This is a genomic window from Clostridium sp. MF28 (assembly GCF_002969175.1).
In the GTDB taxonomy this organism is placed as follows: domain Bacteria; phylum Bacillota; class Clostridia; order Clostridiales; family Clostridiaceae; genus Clostridium; species Clostridium beijerinckii.
In genome coordinates this window covers 5290537-5306727 of record NZ_CP014331.1, presented here as the reverse complement: position 1 = coordinate 5306727, position 16191 = coordinate 5290537, and the positions used below count along the sequence as shown (strand labels likewise).

Below are 16191 nucleotides of genomic sequence, written 5' to 3'. Positions count from 1 at the left end.
AATCATCCCCTTCTAACTGTTATCTGTCATTTCTGACACTATATCTCTTATATAAGATCTCAAACTATCCCCATTAATACTTAGACTTCCACTTACATCTAAATTTCCATCTATATCAACATTTGCATAGAATCGAGAATAAGCTCTAAATCTAGCTGTATCAACAACATTTAATGTGTTAGTTACTTCAAAATCATCATCAGCGACTAAAGTAGTCTTATCACTTGCTACATAAATTTTACTTGTATAACCATTTTCATTAGTCATGCTCAGACCATTTCTATCTAATTTGTAAGTTGAATCTCCATCATCTACAACAAATCCTCCATCAGCAGTGCATCTTCCATTTGTATTAACATAAAATACTAGATTAGAATTTTTATAAAGTCTAAACTTACCATCGTGCACTTCTAGTCCATTTCCATCTATTACTACATAAGCATTACTAGCACCTACACATGCTACTTTAAATGCATTCTTGCTAAGTTCCCAACCCATTCCAGTTCCATCCTGTTCAACTACTGCATCAATTTTTTCTTCCTGTATATCTAGTCTTGCGTTTATTTTCTTTTCAGAATTTGAGACTTGTAAAATTATCTCTTGCTTAGTAAACTGTATTTGCTTTACTGTATCGCTTATAATATCTGTTATGTTTTTTCTAGCAAATCCAATTTCAACTTTATCTATTGTTGTATTTCCTTCTGAATCTACTGTATAGCTAATTTTATTAACTCTGCCTTGTAAATCTAGATTTAACTTCTTATGTTTGATATAAACCGTATCCCCTAAATTTACATTCTCTAAAGCTTTATAATTTTTATATTCTTCTGTTTTACTTAATTCTATAAAATCTATAACATAGTTAAATGTTATTTGATCTACTTTATCCTCATTAAACATCTTATTGCAAGTATCTCTCATAATCTTATATGCTTCTTCAACTGTGATTTGTTTTTCATCTTTTGTATTAGTTCCATCCCAAATATTTAGATTTAATTCAACATCTCGATAATATTTCTTTTCATATGCTCCAGCATTAGAACTTACAATCTGATATTCTGGCAATCTATAGTCTCCTGACTTTGGTATAAGAACAGTTGCCAAATCAGTTAAATCTATAGTTTCTTTTATTGAAGATATATTTTTACCATATTCAATAACAACACCATTGTCTTCCCCTCTTTGATTAACTATATCTATAGTGTCATTGCTCACTATAAATTCTCCACCATATTCAGATAAAACACTATTCTCTGAACCTATAATGGCACTTAGTAAATTTCCTTCTTTAACTTCTAATATCACATTAGTGTTAGTGTTTGTATCTAAGTCACCAACTTTATAATTATGGGCATCTAAAGCATTATCCAATATAATTTGTATAGCTTCTTTTCTAGTCTTTCCTACAATAGTAATAGCTCTAATTCTGTTTTCCTTCAAATCTGCCAATAACTTAGATTGACTTTGAACTGTAATGGAATTGGAGTTATTTTCCTTCTGAATTATTCTAAATTGCTGATTATCTCTACTATCAATTGTTGGAGCAGAAATTATTGAAGCAGCTACTAAATTACTAGAAATATTTTTAGTGTCTTCCAATGGATATTCAAGTTCCATCGTATAATCTTCATTTATCTCTTCAGTAACCTTACAAGAAATTACTTCACTTAACACAGTTTCATTATGAGAAAAGTCTGTTTCATTATTTTTAAATAATCTAATCAATTAATAACACCTCCATCTTGGAGTAATCTCTAATTTACTTACATTTCCACTCCATGAAATTGTATTTTTTCCAATAAAAAAGACCGGATAATCTCCAGTCATATTTCTTCCAAAATTAATATTATTTTTGTAGCATTCTTTTATTTCTGAATCTATCGTCACATAATCAGTTACATTTTTTATTGTGAAACTTGAAGTATTAATACTCACAGTTATGTTTCCACTTCCATAAATCTTTATCAATGACCTTGATTCATATGTACCAAAATTATTTAATACCATTCCACTAGTTGTAATAATTTGAGCCTTTAATCCACTAGTCATATATTTTAGTCCATTACAAATAAAAGTTGCAGTAAAACGTCTTATAATTCTACTACTAGTTTTAGTTTCACTTATCTTAATCTGTTTAACTTTATATGTTTTACTCTCGTCTGCACTATAAAAAAGTTCTTTAGACTTTGTATTTAATAACCAATTATCAATCATAGTTTTCTTCATAAAATATTCATCTTCATCTGCTTTGTACCAAAAGTCAAAACTTAATGATATATCACTAAATCCTTTAATCTTTGTAAGATTTTCTCCACCATCAATTTCTATCGTTTCATATTCAATATTACAGGCCGGTATAACTGGAATATTTTCTATTATTAAGTCTAATTCTCTACTATCTACATTGTTATAAAATATATAAGACATCCTACCACCCCTTTCTACTTGAACTAAATGCTAAGTTACTACTTATATATGGTGTTGCTACTCTAGCAAATTCTTTTCCATCTAAAATTACAGGAACTTCAATTTTGATTTGCTGAGGACTTCCACCACCATAAGAGTTCTGTGCAATATTACTGGCCACTTTATTAGCTACTTCTAAAGCAGTTTGTTTAACTAAATCCTCACTTGAATCATGATTATAAATTCTAGTACCTGAAGGCAAGTCATATAATTCATATCCTTTTTCATGTAAGGTTGTATATCCTCCCGCGAAACTATCACTACCAGTCCAATTACTCCCAATTGTTAATTGATCTGCATCAGCTGCATCTACACCTGAAGCATTTCCACTTACATCATAGGAGAATGTTTTGCTTGATGGAATCCAACTACTCCACCAATTTTTCAATTTATCCCACCATGTTAATATCTTACCTGTACTTGTATCTACACTATTTTCAAGATCACTATTCATTCCTTTTATTTTTTCAACTGCTCCATCACGAGTTTCTTGTGCCTTTTGAATAGTATCATCTCTTTGCTTGGTTGCATCTGCTATCATTTTATCAGCTTGCTCTGATGTTATAGAACCTACCTCATCACGTTGCTTAATTATTGTTGCAACAGTTTGATCATATTCATCATTAGCCGCTTTAATAGCTCCATCTCTACTTTCATTTAATTTTTGAATATGTTCTGATGCCTGTTCAGCAGTAATTCTTCCATCATAATCCTTCATTCTTTGTAAGATAACCTGTGCTTCAACCTCATTATCAGAAAGTGATTTTACTGCATTTTCTTTCATTTGATTTTGTAATTGTCCTATATCAGTTACCTCTTGACCCGTTAAAGTTCTATGCTCATTACTTGCATTCTGAATTATTTGATTAATTTGATCTTCATATTGCTGTGTTTGAGTTTGCTTATTAGTATAGAATTCTGTTGTCTTTTGCATTATTTCAGTTTGCTCTGTACTGGTAATAGTATTTTGTTGTGTAAATAATTCTTGTAACTTAGCTACACTATCATTCTTTTGCTTTTCATATCCTTGTATAACGCTCTGAGTCATACCATCGAATTTAGCTTTAGTGTCAGTTGCAATTTCACCTGTGATTGTTTGGCTATTTATGTACAAATCTTGTATACTACTCTTTGCACCTTCATCCATATCTAAATATGATTTTACTGCTTCTTTAGTAGCATCACTTATTTTTACAGTATTAGTAGCAACATTTTGAGTCATTGCTCCATACTCAGTTTGAACTGTCTGTGATGTGTATTCCACTTTATCTGCAAATAAATCAACACTTGGTACAACTTCTTGAGTTAATCCTTTATAAATTCCATACCCAGCTAAAGCAACTGCACCAGCTACTGCAATATATGGTGTCGCCGCTACTACTGCACCGCCTAAACCTGTTGCTAAAGCACCAAGTCCACCAGTACCTCCTGCTACAACACCTGCTTCTGCTACACCTTCAGTTGCTACTGTTGCAGTTCCTAAAACACCAGATAATTTAGATGCTACATTAATTACTGTTCCTACACCATTAGCTACTCCACCAACTACTTTAAGAATTCCACCAAGTGCAGTACTGAACATTACAACATCTGCAATAGTTTTTATTTGTTCTTTATCCATACCTTCTAAAGTTGATGTTAGCCCACCGATAACATTGGTTATTTCCCCCATCACTGGTGCTAATGCATCTCCTAATTGAATGCTTGCATTTTTCAACTCATTGAAATTTTTACGCATTTTATTACCAGCAGTATCATCTACCTTATTAAAAGCTTCATCTAGAGCAGTTGTATTACCGGTCATTTGTTCCATACTTTGACTGTACAAATCCATACCTTGGTCACTTGTCATAGTAAGCACTGTATTAACAGCTTCAACAGATCCAAATAGTTGATATAACTCTTCTGTATTACCATTAGTTTTTTGCTTTACTTCTTCTAAGAACTTTCCCCAGCCAACACTTTGTAAATGAGCAGTATTGAATTCTATACCTAGCTTTTGTGCCATTTTAGCCGCTTCATCCGAAGGTTTTGCTATATTAGAATAAGCCGCTTTTAAGCCTGTTATAGCCTCACTAGTTTTAATACCATTAGCAGTTAATACAGCAAGTGAACTAAATAATTCTTTTGTACTAACTTTCAATGCACTAGATGTTGCCGCAACTTGTCCTATACTAGATGACATCTCCCCGAAAGTCGTCTTACCTAGATTTTGAGCAATAAACATCTGATTAGCTATATCAGTTACTTCTTCAGTCTTCAATCCGTATGAGTTAAGAACTGTTGTTAATCCATCAACTGATGTTGCAGTATCTGTAAATCCACCTTTCGCCGCTTTAACTGCTGTAGTAAGAAACTCTACAGATTTTCCAGCATCTACTCCTGATGAAATGGTATCATACATACCATCCTGAATAGTTTCAAAGCTTTCTCCAGACATATTGCTCAAATCAATAACACCTTTTCCAAGGTCATCTAATGAAATATTAGTTGTATCTGCTACTGTGCTAATTTTAGCCATACCATCACTAAAATCCATACTGAATTTAGCTCCTGCTATTCCTGCGGCAGTCAAAGGTGCTGTTAATTTTAATATACCATTACCAACATTATTGGCTTTGTCTCCGAAATATTTTAACTTATCGCTACTCTCTTTTAAGCCTTTACTAGCATTAATCCATTTATTGTTACTTTTATCTAATTCATCATTTATCTTCTTAAGCTCTCCCTGAGTTTTAACCATTTCAGTTTCGGCTTTATTCATATTGGTTTGATAGTTTTGAATTTGCTTAGCATTAGATTCTATAGCTTTTTCTTTTTTCTTATATTCTTCTGTTAGTTCATCAATAGATTTTTTAGCACTCTTAGCTTGTTCGCTTTCTTTTCCATAGAGTTGAATTGCTTCTTGATATTTTGCATTGGCACCTTCTAAGCTAGACTTTAACTTATCTCTTTCAGAAATATTATTATTCATCTTTTGACTAGCCTTTTCCATTGCCTGTCTATATGTATCAACCTTTTTGGACTGTAAATCAAATTGTTTAGATAGTGCATCCTGCGCTGATTTCAACTTATCACTGGTGGCTCCAAATGTTTTTAATCCTTCACTAGCTAATTTAAATTCAGATTGAACTTCTTTTAAGCTACTATTGATTCCTTTAATACTTGAATTATAGCCAGTGTCATCTAAGACCACCTTAGCTTTTATTAGCTTCTCTAAATCACTCAATTACTTTTACCCCCTTCCTATAAAAATGCTATTTCGTCTATATAAACCCTACGTTCCTTATTAGATTTGTTTTCATCATCTTTATCTTCTATTTTCCATCCATTAAATTTCACATGATTCATCCAAATTTTATATATTTCAGCATGTGTACTCTCCATAAATTCATCTTTTGTAAAATTCAAATGTACTTTACAAATATAAAAAAGCCAGTCAAAATTCATCTCATAAGGATTTTTTGACTGGTCACCTAGTTTTTTTCCGTTTTAGATTTCTTGGTTTCTTTATTATCTTTTGTATCATTAATCCCTATATAATCAAAATATAAGTTGGTTACAAACGTTGCTATTTCACCATTATTAAGTTGACGAGGTGTTAATAGGTCTGTTAATTCTTCATATCCAAACTCTTTTTCTAAGCAACAGCAACTTAATAATTTTAAAGCATTTGTTATAAATTCTTTTCCTTCCATGATCCCTTGCAATACAGTTCCATAATTTCCATACTTAGCATCTATTTTTAATATTGTTCTATTGGTCATTTTAAATGTGTACTCATTCTCACCAATCATTAATTTTTTAGTTTTATCTAACATATTTACATTACTCCTCTTCATATTTTTTAATAAAAAAGCCCTCATAATAATTGAGAGCTTTAATTTAACTAAGGTGTAGCAACTTTCTTAGTTGGAACTATTACACCTTCAAAGAATTTAGTTTCAATATCTGCTGGGCAATTTGGATCATCCTCATCTACGTTGTATTTCCACATTCCATTATTTTGTAATGGTTGGAATGTTGACTTCATCTCTGGTGTCTGATAATCAACTTTCCCTTCTTGGCCTTTACTAGAATCATCAGGTAATTCCATTTTTCCCTTATAAAGAATTCCGTATCTCTTTTTGCCATTAGATTTATTTGCAACATAAAGTAAAGCTATGTATGGAGCTATATCATCAGATGAGGCAAATGTTCCACCTTCTGTTGCCACTGTTTGTCCTAATAAATCAGCAGATTGTGCATTAGTTAAATCTGCTACATTTACAGTAACTTCAATGTCTTCTAATGTTGTTGCTTGCTCCCAAACCTTATTTTCAGCATAAAGTTTTTCTGTATTACTCTTTGGTGCAATTTTAATTTCTTTCACTCCTGGTAAATAAATAGGAGTATCAAATGTTAATCCTGTAGAATCATCTTTCGTAATTTTTGCATAATATAATTTTTCTAAACCAATTATAGCCATATAATAATCACTCTCTTTCTATTTTTAATTATTGTTTAATGTAATAAAAAAACGCATGGCTTTATGGAATAGTTGTGTATCATTTTCATATAAATCAGCACACATACTCCTATTAAAGCCAGCGTTAATCATAATTTCTTTAATTTTATTTTCTAAATCTGTATAATCTTTTTTGCTAAATATATCTACTTGCACATAATAATTAGTTGCTATCTCTTTATTCTCTGCCCATTCTTCACCATTCTCATCAAAGATTTCATACTCAATATATGGTGTTTCTGGATTATCTGCATGTAAAAAATATACTTTTTTATCTGCCGTTAAGTTTAATATATCAGTATTTGATAATGTATCTTTCATTAACTTCTTAATATTAACCATCACACCACCTCTACTTTAATAATCCTTTTGCTAATACTTCTAAAGCTTCATTTTGAGAACTATTTACAGAACGCTCAAAGAATCCGACATGATGTTTTTGTTGACTTGTTCCAAATTCCTCGAAACCCGTATACCAAGCCCCCATAATAACTGCCCCTGTTATAGAAAAATCATCTTTACTAACTTTTTCTTTAATCTTTTCTTTCATATTTCCAGTCTCGCCAACAGGCGTATTACTTTCAACTGCCTTGTAAATTACATCCATACCAGCTTTCATTGCTTTCTTTTCATCAGTTTCTGTTAAGGTCATATCCTGTAGCAATTCTTCTAATTCCTCAAAACCTTCTAATTCTATACTACTCATATACTCACCCCTTAACCTCTGCCTTTATATCTATCCATTGGTGTAAATTATTATAATCAGAGCAGAATAATATATCATAATCATTTTCTTTATAGATTACTTTATATTTTTGGGTTGCCCCTACTTCTAATAAAGGCTTTGTCTTATTGCAATATCGCACTGTAAATGTAACTATATTCTCAGAATTATTAGCTTTGGCAGAAATGAATTCTTTACCACTAATTTGTTTAAATGAAGACCAGCATGAATAATATGTATCATCCCAAGTTGGTTCATCAAAACCATTATCATTCTGCACTTCTCCAATGTATTCTGATATTATTATCCTTTCATTCATTTTAAAGCTACCCATGATTACACCAAATTTTTAGAGTATAACCCTAATATACTTTCTATAATTGCATTTGGTTTAGGAATATTGTTCCCACTGCTAGTAAATTCTCTTTTATCATACATATCATTTATTAGAGCTAAATAAACAATTGTTAAATCCTCTTTTGCATCAAGCACATCATCATCTAAATTCAGGTATTTTTTTATATAAGATTTAGATGATATCATAAACATATTCAGCAAAGGTTCATCATAATCAATTCTTAAATACTGTTTTAATATATCTTCTGTAACTTCACTTATTTTCATAAAATCACCCTTTCCATAAAATTGAGAAAGGGTTTTTAAACCCTCTCTAATTAAGCTACTTTTTTAGTAAATTTAACAATCTTTTGTGGTTCAATTATTGCACTATCAGCTTCTAAATAACCTACAACACCTATTGCATGTTGAGTAGCATACTTTTCAAGTAATACTTGAATTTCAACGGTTTGTGCAAATTTAACATATAAACCGCTCATGTCTCCATAATAAACTGCATCTGCATTTTCTGATATGTATACAATCTTACCTAATAGTGTATATCCAAAACCTTGTACATAATCCTTAGTTAATAAATAATTTCCTTCACCATCTTTTAATTTTCTTATAGCAGCAAAGTCTGTTTTATTCATAATCCATACGCATTTTGATTGGAAAACTTCTGGAACAGTTAATTGTACATCTATTAAATCATCAGCACCTATTTTAGCTACAACTGAAGAAACAACTGTATTAGTTGAAGTTGTTAATCCTTTCATTTTTACAGAACCTGTAATTAATTCTTTTTCTAAGAACTCTGCTAATGCTTGTGCAATTTTATTTATAGCAAATCCAGCAACATCTATATTAGTTCTATTTGCTAAAGACTTAGAAATTTTAGCTAAAGAACCTACTATAAAGTTTTGTAAAGATACAACAGTAAATTTACCTGTTTGTTCTGTTAACTCCTGCATATCATCAACATATGTAGCTTCAATATTTGTTGTATCATCATAAACTGGGAATTTAAGATTTCCACCTTCATTAAATATTGTTGTCATACTTACAATTGGAGATAATTCTTTGACCTTTTCAATAATTCTGTTTGCAATTGTTTCTGGAATAATTGCACCATTATTAGCTACATCTAAAGCTCTCTTTCCATTTATCATTTCAACAAATATTTTTTCATCTTCCATTGCTCTTACTTCTAGTACATTATCCTTAGTTTCTAATTCTCTCTTTTCCATTTTTTCATCATCCTTCCCTACTTCGATTTCTTTGTTTAATTCTTCTTTTATTTCCTCTTTAACTAGTTCTCTAGTTTCCTCAATTGTTTTTAATGTTGCATCAATATTAGCTACTTCTGTTTTAATTTCATTCATTCTATTAGTTTCGGTTTCGTCAAAACTTCTAACTTCTTCAGTAGCCTTATTTATCAATCCTTCCATTTCTCCAATTAAATTATTTCTTTTTTCTATAAATGCTTTTTTGTTCATTAATAATCACCTTTCCTTTTCAATTTTTGTTATATTTGTTTATTTTTTAATATAAATAACTCTGCAATATATACATCAAAATTTGGTATATCTTCGCTATTCATATAGTCATCTAATTCTCTTATTTCTAATGTAAAACTTTCATTATCTAAACTTCTTAACTCAACACTACACCCACTATAAGCAGGATTTTTCTTATCACTAAGGATACTAACTTCTTTTAAATCCAATTCATTAATATTCCTAGTTTCCAATACTCCAGTAGTCTTTGTACCTTTTGCTTTATTGAATCCAAAACTGCATCCAACCAACCTATTATTTTTAGCTAATTCTATAGTTTCAGCATCTTTAATAGTTGCTCTATAGTGAAGTCCTATTGAATCTTCTGAAAGTTCAACATTATCTCCTATTTTCCCAATTTGCTTATCAAAATTATGATCTAACAACATTACAATATTAGGATTACTGTCTAATGCCCTTTTAAAAGTTCCTTGTTTTATAATTTCAACAAACTTTTTACCATCAGATTTATCAGTCATAATTTTAGATTTTCTTTCGGTAACATTTATATAACCCTCTAGTTCAATGGAATCCTCTAACATCCTAATTTCCACATATATCACTCCTCTCTACTCTCTAATTTTGCTTTTAGATTTAACTATTAAAATACATCTAATTACACACACTAATGTAAAAAGTGGTAATGTGTATATTAATCCAAACTTAATTAATATAAATAAAAAAGAAGTTACAACAGCTCCTAAGAACCATGCATCTTCTTCATTCTTACTAAAATATTTAATTATTTTATATTTTTTATTATTAAGATTACTATTTATCTTCTGTTTCTTGTTCTTTAGGAGTATTTTGTTGTGTCGAATTGTTTTGTTTATCCACCCTTTTATCAATTCTATTCTTTGCATCAATATTCTCATTATCTCCACCCCCAGTAACTCCTAAGTTTGGTATAATCCACGTTCCATCTGTAGTATTAAACAACGCCTGTCCAATGGTCATCTTATGTAAATCAAGACCATTAATTGGTTCTAAATTCTCTTTTAACCTTATTTCATTTATACTTTCAATACCTGAATCTAAAGATAACTTATAAGCTTCAAATCTTTCACGAATATCTGCCTCAGTTAATTCATCCAAATCTAGTTTAAAGCAATAATTTTCTTCTTTTTCTGTTTCAAGCAATAGAGTTTTATCTATTGCGCATTCTATTGCATTAACTAAAGTATTTAATTTAGTTTTTACAAAAGTTTTAAAATCTTCTTCTGTTAAATCCTCTTTTAGCCCAAATAGTTGTAATAATTGCTTATTTATTAAATTAAAATTTTCTATTAATTGCATATCTCTATTAGTATTTGTAAGCGGACTATACTTCATAAAACTATTTAAAACAATTGGTTCATCTGTTTCCTGTATATCCTTTACATCTTGTTTAAGGTCTATAAATTCACCTGCCCCAAGTTTCTTTTCACTCTGCCAAACACCCTTACGTCCTCCACCTGCTTTAAGATTTTTATTTAAATAGCCTTGTAATCTTAATGCAGTTTCAAGTAATTCTTTGTTTTGTGCTACAATTCCATTTCCCTTTAATCCATCTTTAACAGAATAACAAGCAACTATAAATTCATGAATATCAACTTCATTACCTCTTATACTAAGAATTATATCTTTATGTATAGCTTCATTATCTTGTAAGCAACTGACTTCTTTACTATCAACATAGTATAATCCCATTACATCATTTAGAGTCTTATCTACATTAATATAAGATATTCCATCTAATAACATATCTTTTACCATGTTTTTCTTTAATAAATTTGCATTAGTAAAATAATTAGCTTCTTTATTCAATAAAAACAATCTCTTATCATTATCAATTTCTTCTAATTTTAACTTATCTATCTTTTTATATAGTTTAAAATCTAGACTAGCAATTAAAGATGTAATTAATTCTACACTGCTTGCTATTGCACTTAAATTAAGAATAGTATCTTTGTTTACAGTTATTTCATTTGTATTTGTTCCACTTATCGTATTATTTAGATCATCTATAGTTTCTATTTCTCTTTTCTCTAAAAGAAATCCCATTATATAACTCTCCCTTCATAAAATTATCTTTGCGAAACCCAACTTTCACCTTCAAATAATTCCTGTTGCAACAGATATAAAGCATTTATAGTTGCGAATACCATATCTACTTTACCAGCGGTTTTTACAGAAATTTTCTTATTTATATATTTATTTAAATTTGTGTCTTCTGTTTGTCTACAATTAGCAAAGTTTTGTTCATATATTTTATTATTGTAATAAGCAAATTTCTTTTGTAGTATTAACTCTTTTAACCATTTAATTGTTGGATGTAAAAGTGAACTATGTTGTTTTACTTCAACAGTTTCATAACCAAAATCTCTTTCCCATCTCTGTGCTGAATTTCTTAAATTACGTATATCAAACCCAATTTGTACTATATTTACGCCATATTTGTCTTCAAATTTTTCCTTAATATAATCTTCATATTGTTTATAATCAAGAACATCTTCTCCACAAATAATAACATTTTCTTCTTGTTCTTCTGCTCTGTAATTAAAGTTTTCTTTTTTAGATTTAATATCTATGTTATTTTCCTGAACAAAACATACAGCTTTACTATGTACAATTCCAGTTTCTTCATCATATCCAATCATAACATGACTAGAATTATCAAAGCTTTCTGCTCCATCACTTCCGATATAAACATCTCTACCTTTCCAATCCCATTCTTTATCCTGTCTACATTCTCTGATTTGTTCTAAACTCACATATCCATCAACACCGACACCTATATATTGAATATTATTATGTTTACAAAGATAATTTTCTCTTTTACTTTCATACAAGATTGCCATTGTTCTTTTCTTTATAATTGCATTAAATATACTTTGATTATCAACTGCTACTGGATTACTCTGATATATAACTAAATCATTATTTTGCCATTCCTTAATAAGTTCCATGTCTGGTTCATATAATAATGCGAAATATGTTTTATCCTCTATAACGTTATCAAGTACCTTTTTAGCCATATCTATTTCAGTAATCATAACGTTGTTTTGATTTGGATATTGTGTACTAATTATAATACCCAATTTTTCTTTAAGTGTTATTTGTGAAGACCTCATTGCTTCAATCGGGTAATCATCCATAGCTCCTGCTTCATCGCCAAGAAATACATTAGCAAGTTTACCATCCATTTTATCATTTGAGTATGCAAGTGGTGTATACTCGCTTTCAGTTAGCTTGCATTCTGTCATATCTCTTTTTATCTTAAAATACTTTTCTAATGCAGGACTACTTTTAATTATCTTTTTCATAGCCATTTTTAACTCACATGATAATTTATAATCAGGCGCAACACTAAAGAATCTACTAAATTTAGGTTCTATCAACATTTCTAATATAAATATTATTGCACTTGTGAATGTCTTAAAATTTTTTCTACTGATTTCTAACAGTCCAGTTTCATATAATCTTTTATCATTATCTTTCCGATATGTACAAAGAATTGCAATTATAAAAAACCATTGATAATTTTCTAGTCCCTCATAGCACGTAACTCTTAAATCTGGATGAATTATTATTTTTAACAAGTCACATATTTTTTCAAACATTCCATCATTAATATATGCATACTCTGTTTTATCATCTGCAATATCTATCCATCTTTTAGCTTGCTTTTTTACATACTTACCTACAAATGAATTATCCTTTAGCAAGCACCATTCGCAATATTTATAAGCCTTGCTATCTTTTATATCCATCATTTATTACCACCACCTAAAATATTAAGTAATGGGTCATTTTGATTTTGTTGTGTTTGTAAATTTATATTCCCTAATTTTGCTCTTGAAGCTGGAGTCATAGATAATTCACTCATACATCTAAATAAATCAGATTGGTAATCCTTCCTGCTTCCCATCAATTTTCTATCATTCAATTTTTCAATATTTTCATTTATTAATTTTTCAATTTCTTGCAATCTATCTATGCAAATAGCTGTTGTAGATAAAACATAAATATCTAGATTTCCTAATATATCTGAGTTAACCAATTCATCAACTATATATTTAAAAATCCTCTTTTGTTTTGCTGAAAGGTGCTTAGGTGGCTTTATATTGTCACTGCTCCCTTTCAATTTTTGTTCTGTTTCAATCTTATTTTTTCTCTCCTCTTCAGTTAAATGCTTACTTGTAACAGTTGCACTCATTGATGGTCTTGCCACTTTTATCACATCCTTTCTACTTGATAGTTATTATTATTTAATGCTAGATATTGAAAACTGTCATTTAGGGAACTTTTTGTGTAAAAAAGAGCGCATGTCACTTTTGGACTTACTATTCTAAAACTAAAAAAGGTACGGGGGTATAAAACTTCCAGCACCTAACAATCTTTTGTAATATTTTCCCATCTTTCTTTATAGCTTCCTAAATCTCTTCTATCATTACTCCAATCACTTATCATATCTCTTAACATATTTTGTATATCATTCTTTATCTCATTACTTTTATTGCTATAGTTATGTATAATACTTCTATGTACATTATGTTCTAAAGGTATTATGTTATCTGCGTCAAAAGCTAAGTCTATATTATCTATTAACCACACAATATGATGTAGTTCATTTGCTTGAATTATCTTGCTGAAAACATAGTAACTAAACAAGCAGATATAATTATAATCCTCTAATATATTTATTCTTAATTGTCTCCATCTGTTGCTAATGTATATCTTACTATCTTCTCTATCCCTATTCTTTGCCACCTTATCTAACTTGGCTTTCTTCTTAGCATCGCAGATATAATTGCGTTCATGTATCCTACCACATGCAACACAAGACACCTTACTCATTTAATCACCGCCTATTTTTCTGCATAATAAAAGAGTACATTTCTGCACTCTCTAAATTATTGATTCTATAGTCTTATTTATTTCCTTTTCTAATTCATCTAACATACCACCTATGCTTAAAATAAACTTATCCATTATATTAATAAACTTTGCTCCATCTTTTTCTAATATGTATTCTTTAAGTACTTCTGGAACTAATTCATCAGGATAACAATAATTAAAATATATTGAATGACTCAAACATAGCATCATTTTGTCTATTTTATCATAATCAATATTAAAGTCAGTAATTAAGCATTTGTTAGCATTCAATTTCACTTTAATTTTTCTGCATTCCTCTTCCACTTCAACTAATTTTTCAGCTAAAACTTTTATATCTATTTTTTGCCTAAAATATTTATGAATCTCTATATCTAATATTGCAAGTTGTCTTGAATAGTCAACCATAGATGATCTAATTTCAGATAAAGCCTTCACTTTAAGTTCTTTCTTTAATGCTATTTGCTGTTGCTTTAATTGAAATTCCTGTTGTTTTTTATTTATCATTAATGTTATAAATGATGTCAATATTAGTACACTTAATGGAATTATAATATTAGATATAACTTCTAACAATGTGTTACTTTTCAACTCTTTTATAGCATCTATTAGTTGATTCATTTGAGTTTCATTCATATAATCACCTCATTGGTAATTATACTATAATTCTACATAATTGGCATAATAAAAGAACAGCATATTTCAACTGTTCCTAAATAATTTAATACCTTATTGTTACATTATCTTTAATTTTTATTCCATCTTTAATTGTTATGCCATCTTCCATTTTTAATTCAACCTTTTGAGCTTTTTCCCAGCTTCCAGCTTTAATTTCATTTATTCTTTCATCAATCATTATAACAAATGTCTCACATTCTGATGCTTTTGCACTTATTCCCTCTATGGCTATTAGATAAATTATCAATATCCCACAAGCTAAGATTGCTGCTGATTTTAATAGCACAACAATCCCCTTTGAGTCATCATTTATGCTATCAATAGCTATATTTCCTTCATTTTTAATCAATTTTTCGATATCATATTTCAAAGTTTCCTTCTGATTATCATTCATCTTATCAATATCAATCTTCATATTACCTATTACAATATCATCTGTTCTTTTAACTGCATCAATACTTTTACTTTTAATATTATTATTAACTGTATACGCAATAGTTATAAAGCTTACCAAAATAGTGAAAATTAATGTAATCGCATTAGTTATGATTAATTGATCTCTTCTTTTCTTGGCTATCAGTATATAATTATGTTTTCTTTTCTTAAGTATTTCCAGATCATTGGATTTCGATAAGTACTCATATTCTTTTTCTATTATTTTTTTATTATTTTTCAAAAAAGGTATATAATCTTTTATATTCATATTTTTCTCCCCCTAATACAATTTATTGTACAATAATACCATTTTTTATGATATTCTACAATAATTGTATCAAAAAAGAACCCTAAATTAATAGAGTTCTTAATGTTTATTCTTCATATAAAACTGTTATAATTAAAGAGTATTTTGTTCCAATCTGATGAACAACACTATTTTGTAGAATATTTATTACTTTCTTACCTTTTATAAAATTATTAACCTTGCTCTCTAAGCTATCAGGATTTTGAGATGTTTCATAAGATTCCTTAAATATTTGTATTTTCATAAATCTCACCTTCTTTCCATAAAATACAATATTCTAGAAAAAGTGGTAAGTTCCTGC

At 29.3% G+C, this 16191-nt stretch carries 19 protein-coding genes; all 19 read right to left on the bottom strand.

Translation table 11 applies throughout. The annotated features are described in order from the left end of the window. Positions 1 to 12: 12 nt before the first annotated feature. Complete coding sequence (locus AXY43_RS23470; protein ID WP_105412255.1) at positions 13 to 1725, bottom strand: phage tail spike protein; 1713 nt, start codon at positions 1723 to 1725, stop codon at positions 13 to 15. Next, positions 1726 to 2427 (bottom strand): phage tail family protein, encoded by a 702-nt coding sequence (locus AXY43_RS23465; protein ID WP_105412254.1) that lies wholly within the window; start codon positions 2425 to 2427, stop codon positions 1726 to 1728. 1 nt (position 2428) lies between these two features. Beyond that, positions 2429 to 5695, bottom strand: a complete 3267-nt coding sequence (locus AXY43_RS23460; protein ID WP_105412253.1) for a phage tail tape measure protein — start codon at positions 5693 to 5695, stop codon at positions 2429 to 2431. A 17-nt stretch (positions 5696 to 5712) separates the two neighbouring features. Next, complete coding sequence (locus AXY43_RS23455; protein ID WP_105412252.1) at positions 5713 to 5916, bottom strand: hypothetical protein; 204 nt, start codon at positions 5914 to 5916, stop codon at positions 5713 to 5715. A 26-nt stretch (positions 5917 to 5942) separates the two neighbouring features. Next, positions 5943 to 6287, bottom strand: coding sequence for an RNA polymerase subunit sigma (locus tag AXY43_RS23450; protein ID WP_105412251.1), 345 nt, complete (start codon positions 6285 to 6287; stop codon positions 5943 to 5945). A gap of 68 nt (positions 6288 to 6355) precedes the next feature. Further along, the gene (locus AXY43_RS23445; RefSeq protein WP_105412250.1) at positions 6356 to 6934 is read right to left on the bottom strand and encodes a major tail protein; all 579 of its coding nucleotides are present in this window, start codon (positions 6932 to 6934) and stop codon (positions 6356 to 6358) included. A gap of 24 nt (positions 6935 to 6958) precedes the next feature. Continuing rightward, positions 6959 to 7315, bottom strand: a complete 357-nt coding sequence (locus tag AXY43_RS23440) for a prohead protease (protein ID WP_105412249.1) — start codon at positions 7313 to 7315, stop codon at positions 6959 to 6961. Between the two features lie 10 nt (positions 7316 to 7325). Next, on the bottom strand, positions 7326 to 7679 hold the full coding sequence (locus AXY43_RS23435; RefSeq protein ID WP_105412248.1) for an HK97-gp10 family putative phage morphogenesis protein: 354 nt from the start codon (positions 7677 to 7679) through the stop codon (positions 7326 to 7328). A gap of 4 nt (positions 7680 to 7683) precedes the next feature. Further along, complete coding sequence (locus tag AXY43_RS23430) at positions 7684 to 8016, bottom strand: phage head closure protein (protein WP_242986109.1); 333 nt, start codon at positions 8014 to 8016, stop codon at positions 7684 to 7686. Between the two features lie 17 nt (positions 8017 to 8033). Further along, positions 8034 to 8321 carry a head-tail connector protein gene (locus tag AXY43_RS23425; protein ID WP_105412246.1) on the bottom strand — a complete coding sequence of 96 codons (288 nt, stop codon included), beginning with the start codon at positions 8319 to 8321 and terminating at the stop codon, positions 8034 to 8036. Between the two features lie 50 nt (positions 8322 to 8371). Next, the gene (locus AXY43_RS23420) at positions 8372 to 9532 is read right to left on the bottom strand and encodes a phage major capsid protein (RefSeq protein ID WP_105412245.1); all 1161 of its coding nucleotides are present in this window, start codon (positions 9530 to 9532) and stop codon (positions 8372 to 8374) included. 29 nt (positions 9533 to 9561) lie between these two features. Then, positions 9562 to 10146 carry an HK97 family phage prohead protease gene (locus AXY43_RS23415; protein ID WP_105412244.1) on the bottom strand — a complete coding sequence of 195 codons (585 nt, stop codon included), beginning with the start codon at positions 10144 to 10146 and terminating at the stop codon, positions 9562 to 9564. A gap of 217 nt (positions 10147 to 10363) precedes the next feature. Then, positions 10364 to 11635 carry a phage portal protein gene (locus tag AXY43_RS23410; protein ID WP_105412243.1) on the bottom strand — a complete coding sequence of 424 codons (1272 nt, stop codon included), beginning with the start codon at positions 11633 to 11635 and terminating at the stop codon, positions 10364 to 10366. A 23-nt stretch (positions 11636 to 11658) separates the two neighbouring features. Next, positions 11659 to 13347, bottom strand: coding sequence for a terminase TerL endonuclease subunit (locus tag AXY43_RS23405; RefSeq protein ID WP_181246059.1), 1689 nt, complete (start codon positions 13345 to 13347; stop codon positions 11659 to 11661). Next, entirely contained in the window at positions 13344 to 13805 is a 462-nt protein-coding gene (locus tag AXY43_RS23400; protein ID WP_105412242.1) for a phage terminase small subunit P27 family, read from the bottom strand. Before AXY43_RS23400 ends, AXY43_RS23405 begins: the two co-directional genes overlap by 4 nt. 158 nt (positions 13806 to 13963) lie before the next feature. Continuing rightward, a complete protein-coding gene (locus AXY43_RS23395) occupies positions 13964 to 14431 on the bottom strand; it encodes a hypothetical protein (RefSeq protein WP_105412241.1) in 468 nt (155 codons plus the stop codon). 51 nt (positions 14432 to 14482) lie between these two features. Further along, positions 14483 to 15106 (bottom strand): hypothetical protein, encoded by a 624-nt coding sequence (locus AXY43_RS23390; RefSeq protein WP_105412240.1) that lies wholly within the window; start codon positions 15104 to 15106, stop codon positions 14483 to 14485. A gap of 85 nt (positions 15107 to 15191) precedes the next feature. After that, positions 15192 to 15851 (bottom strand): hypothetical protein, encoded by a 660-nt coding sequence (locus AXY43_RS23385; protein ID WP_105412239.1) that lies wholly within the window; start codon positions 15849 to 15851, stop codon positions 15192 to 15194. A gap of 106 nt (positions 15852 to 15957) precedes the next feature. After that, the gene (locus tag AXY43_RS28150) at positions 15958 to 16134 is read right to left on the bottom strand and encodes a hypothetical protein (protein ID WP_181246060.1); all 177 of its coding nucleotides are present in this window, start codon (positions 16132 to 16134) and stop codon (positions 15958 to 15960) included. Positions 16135 to 16191: the final 57 nt, after the last annotated feature.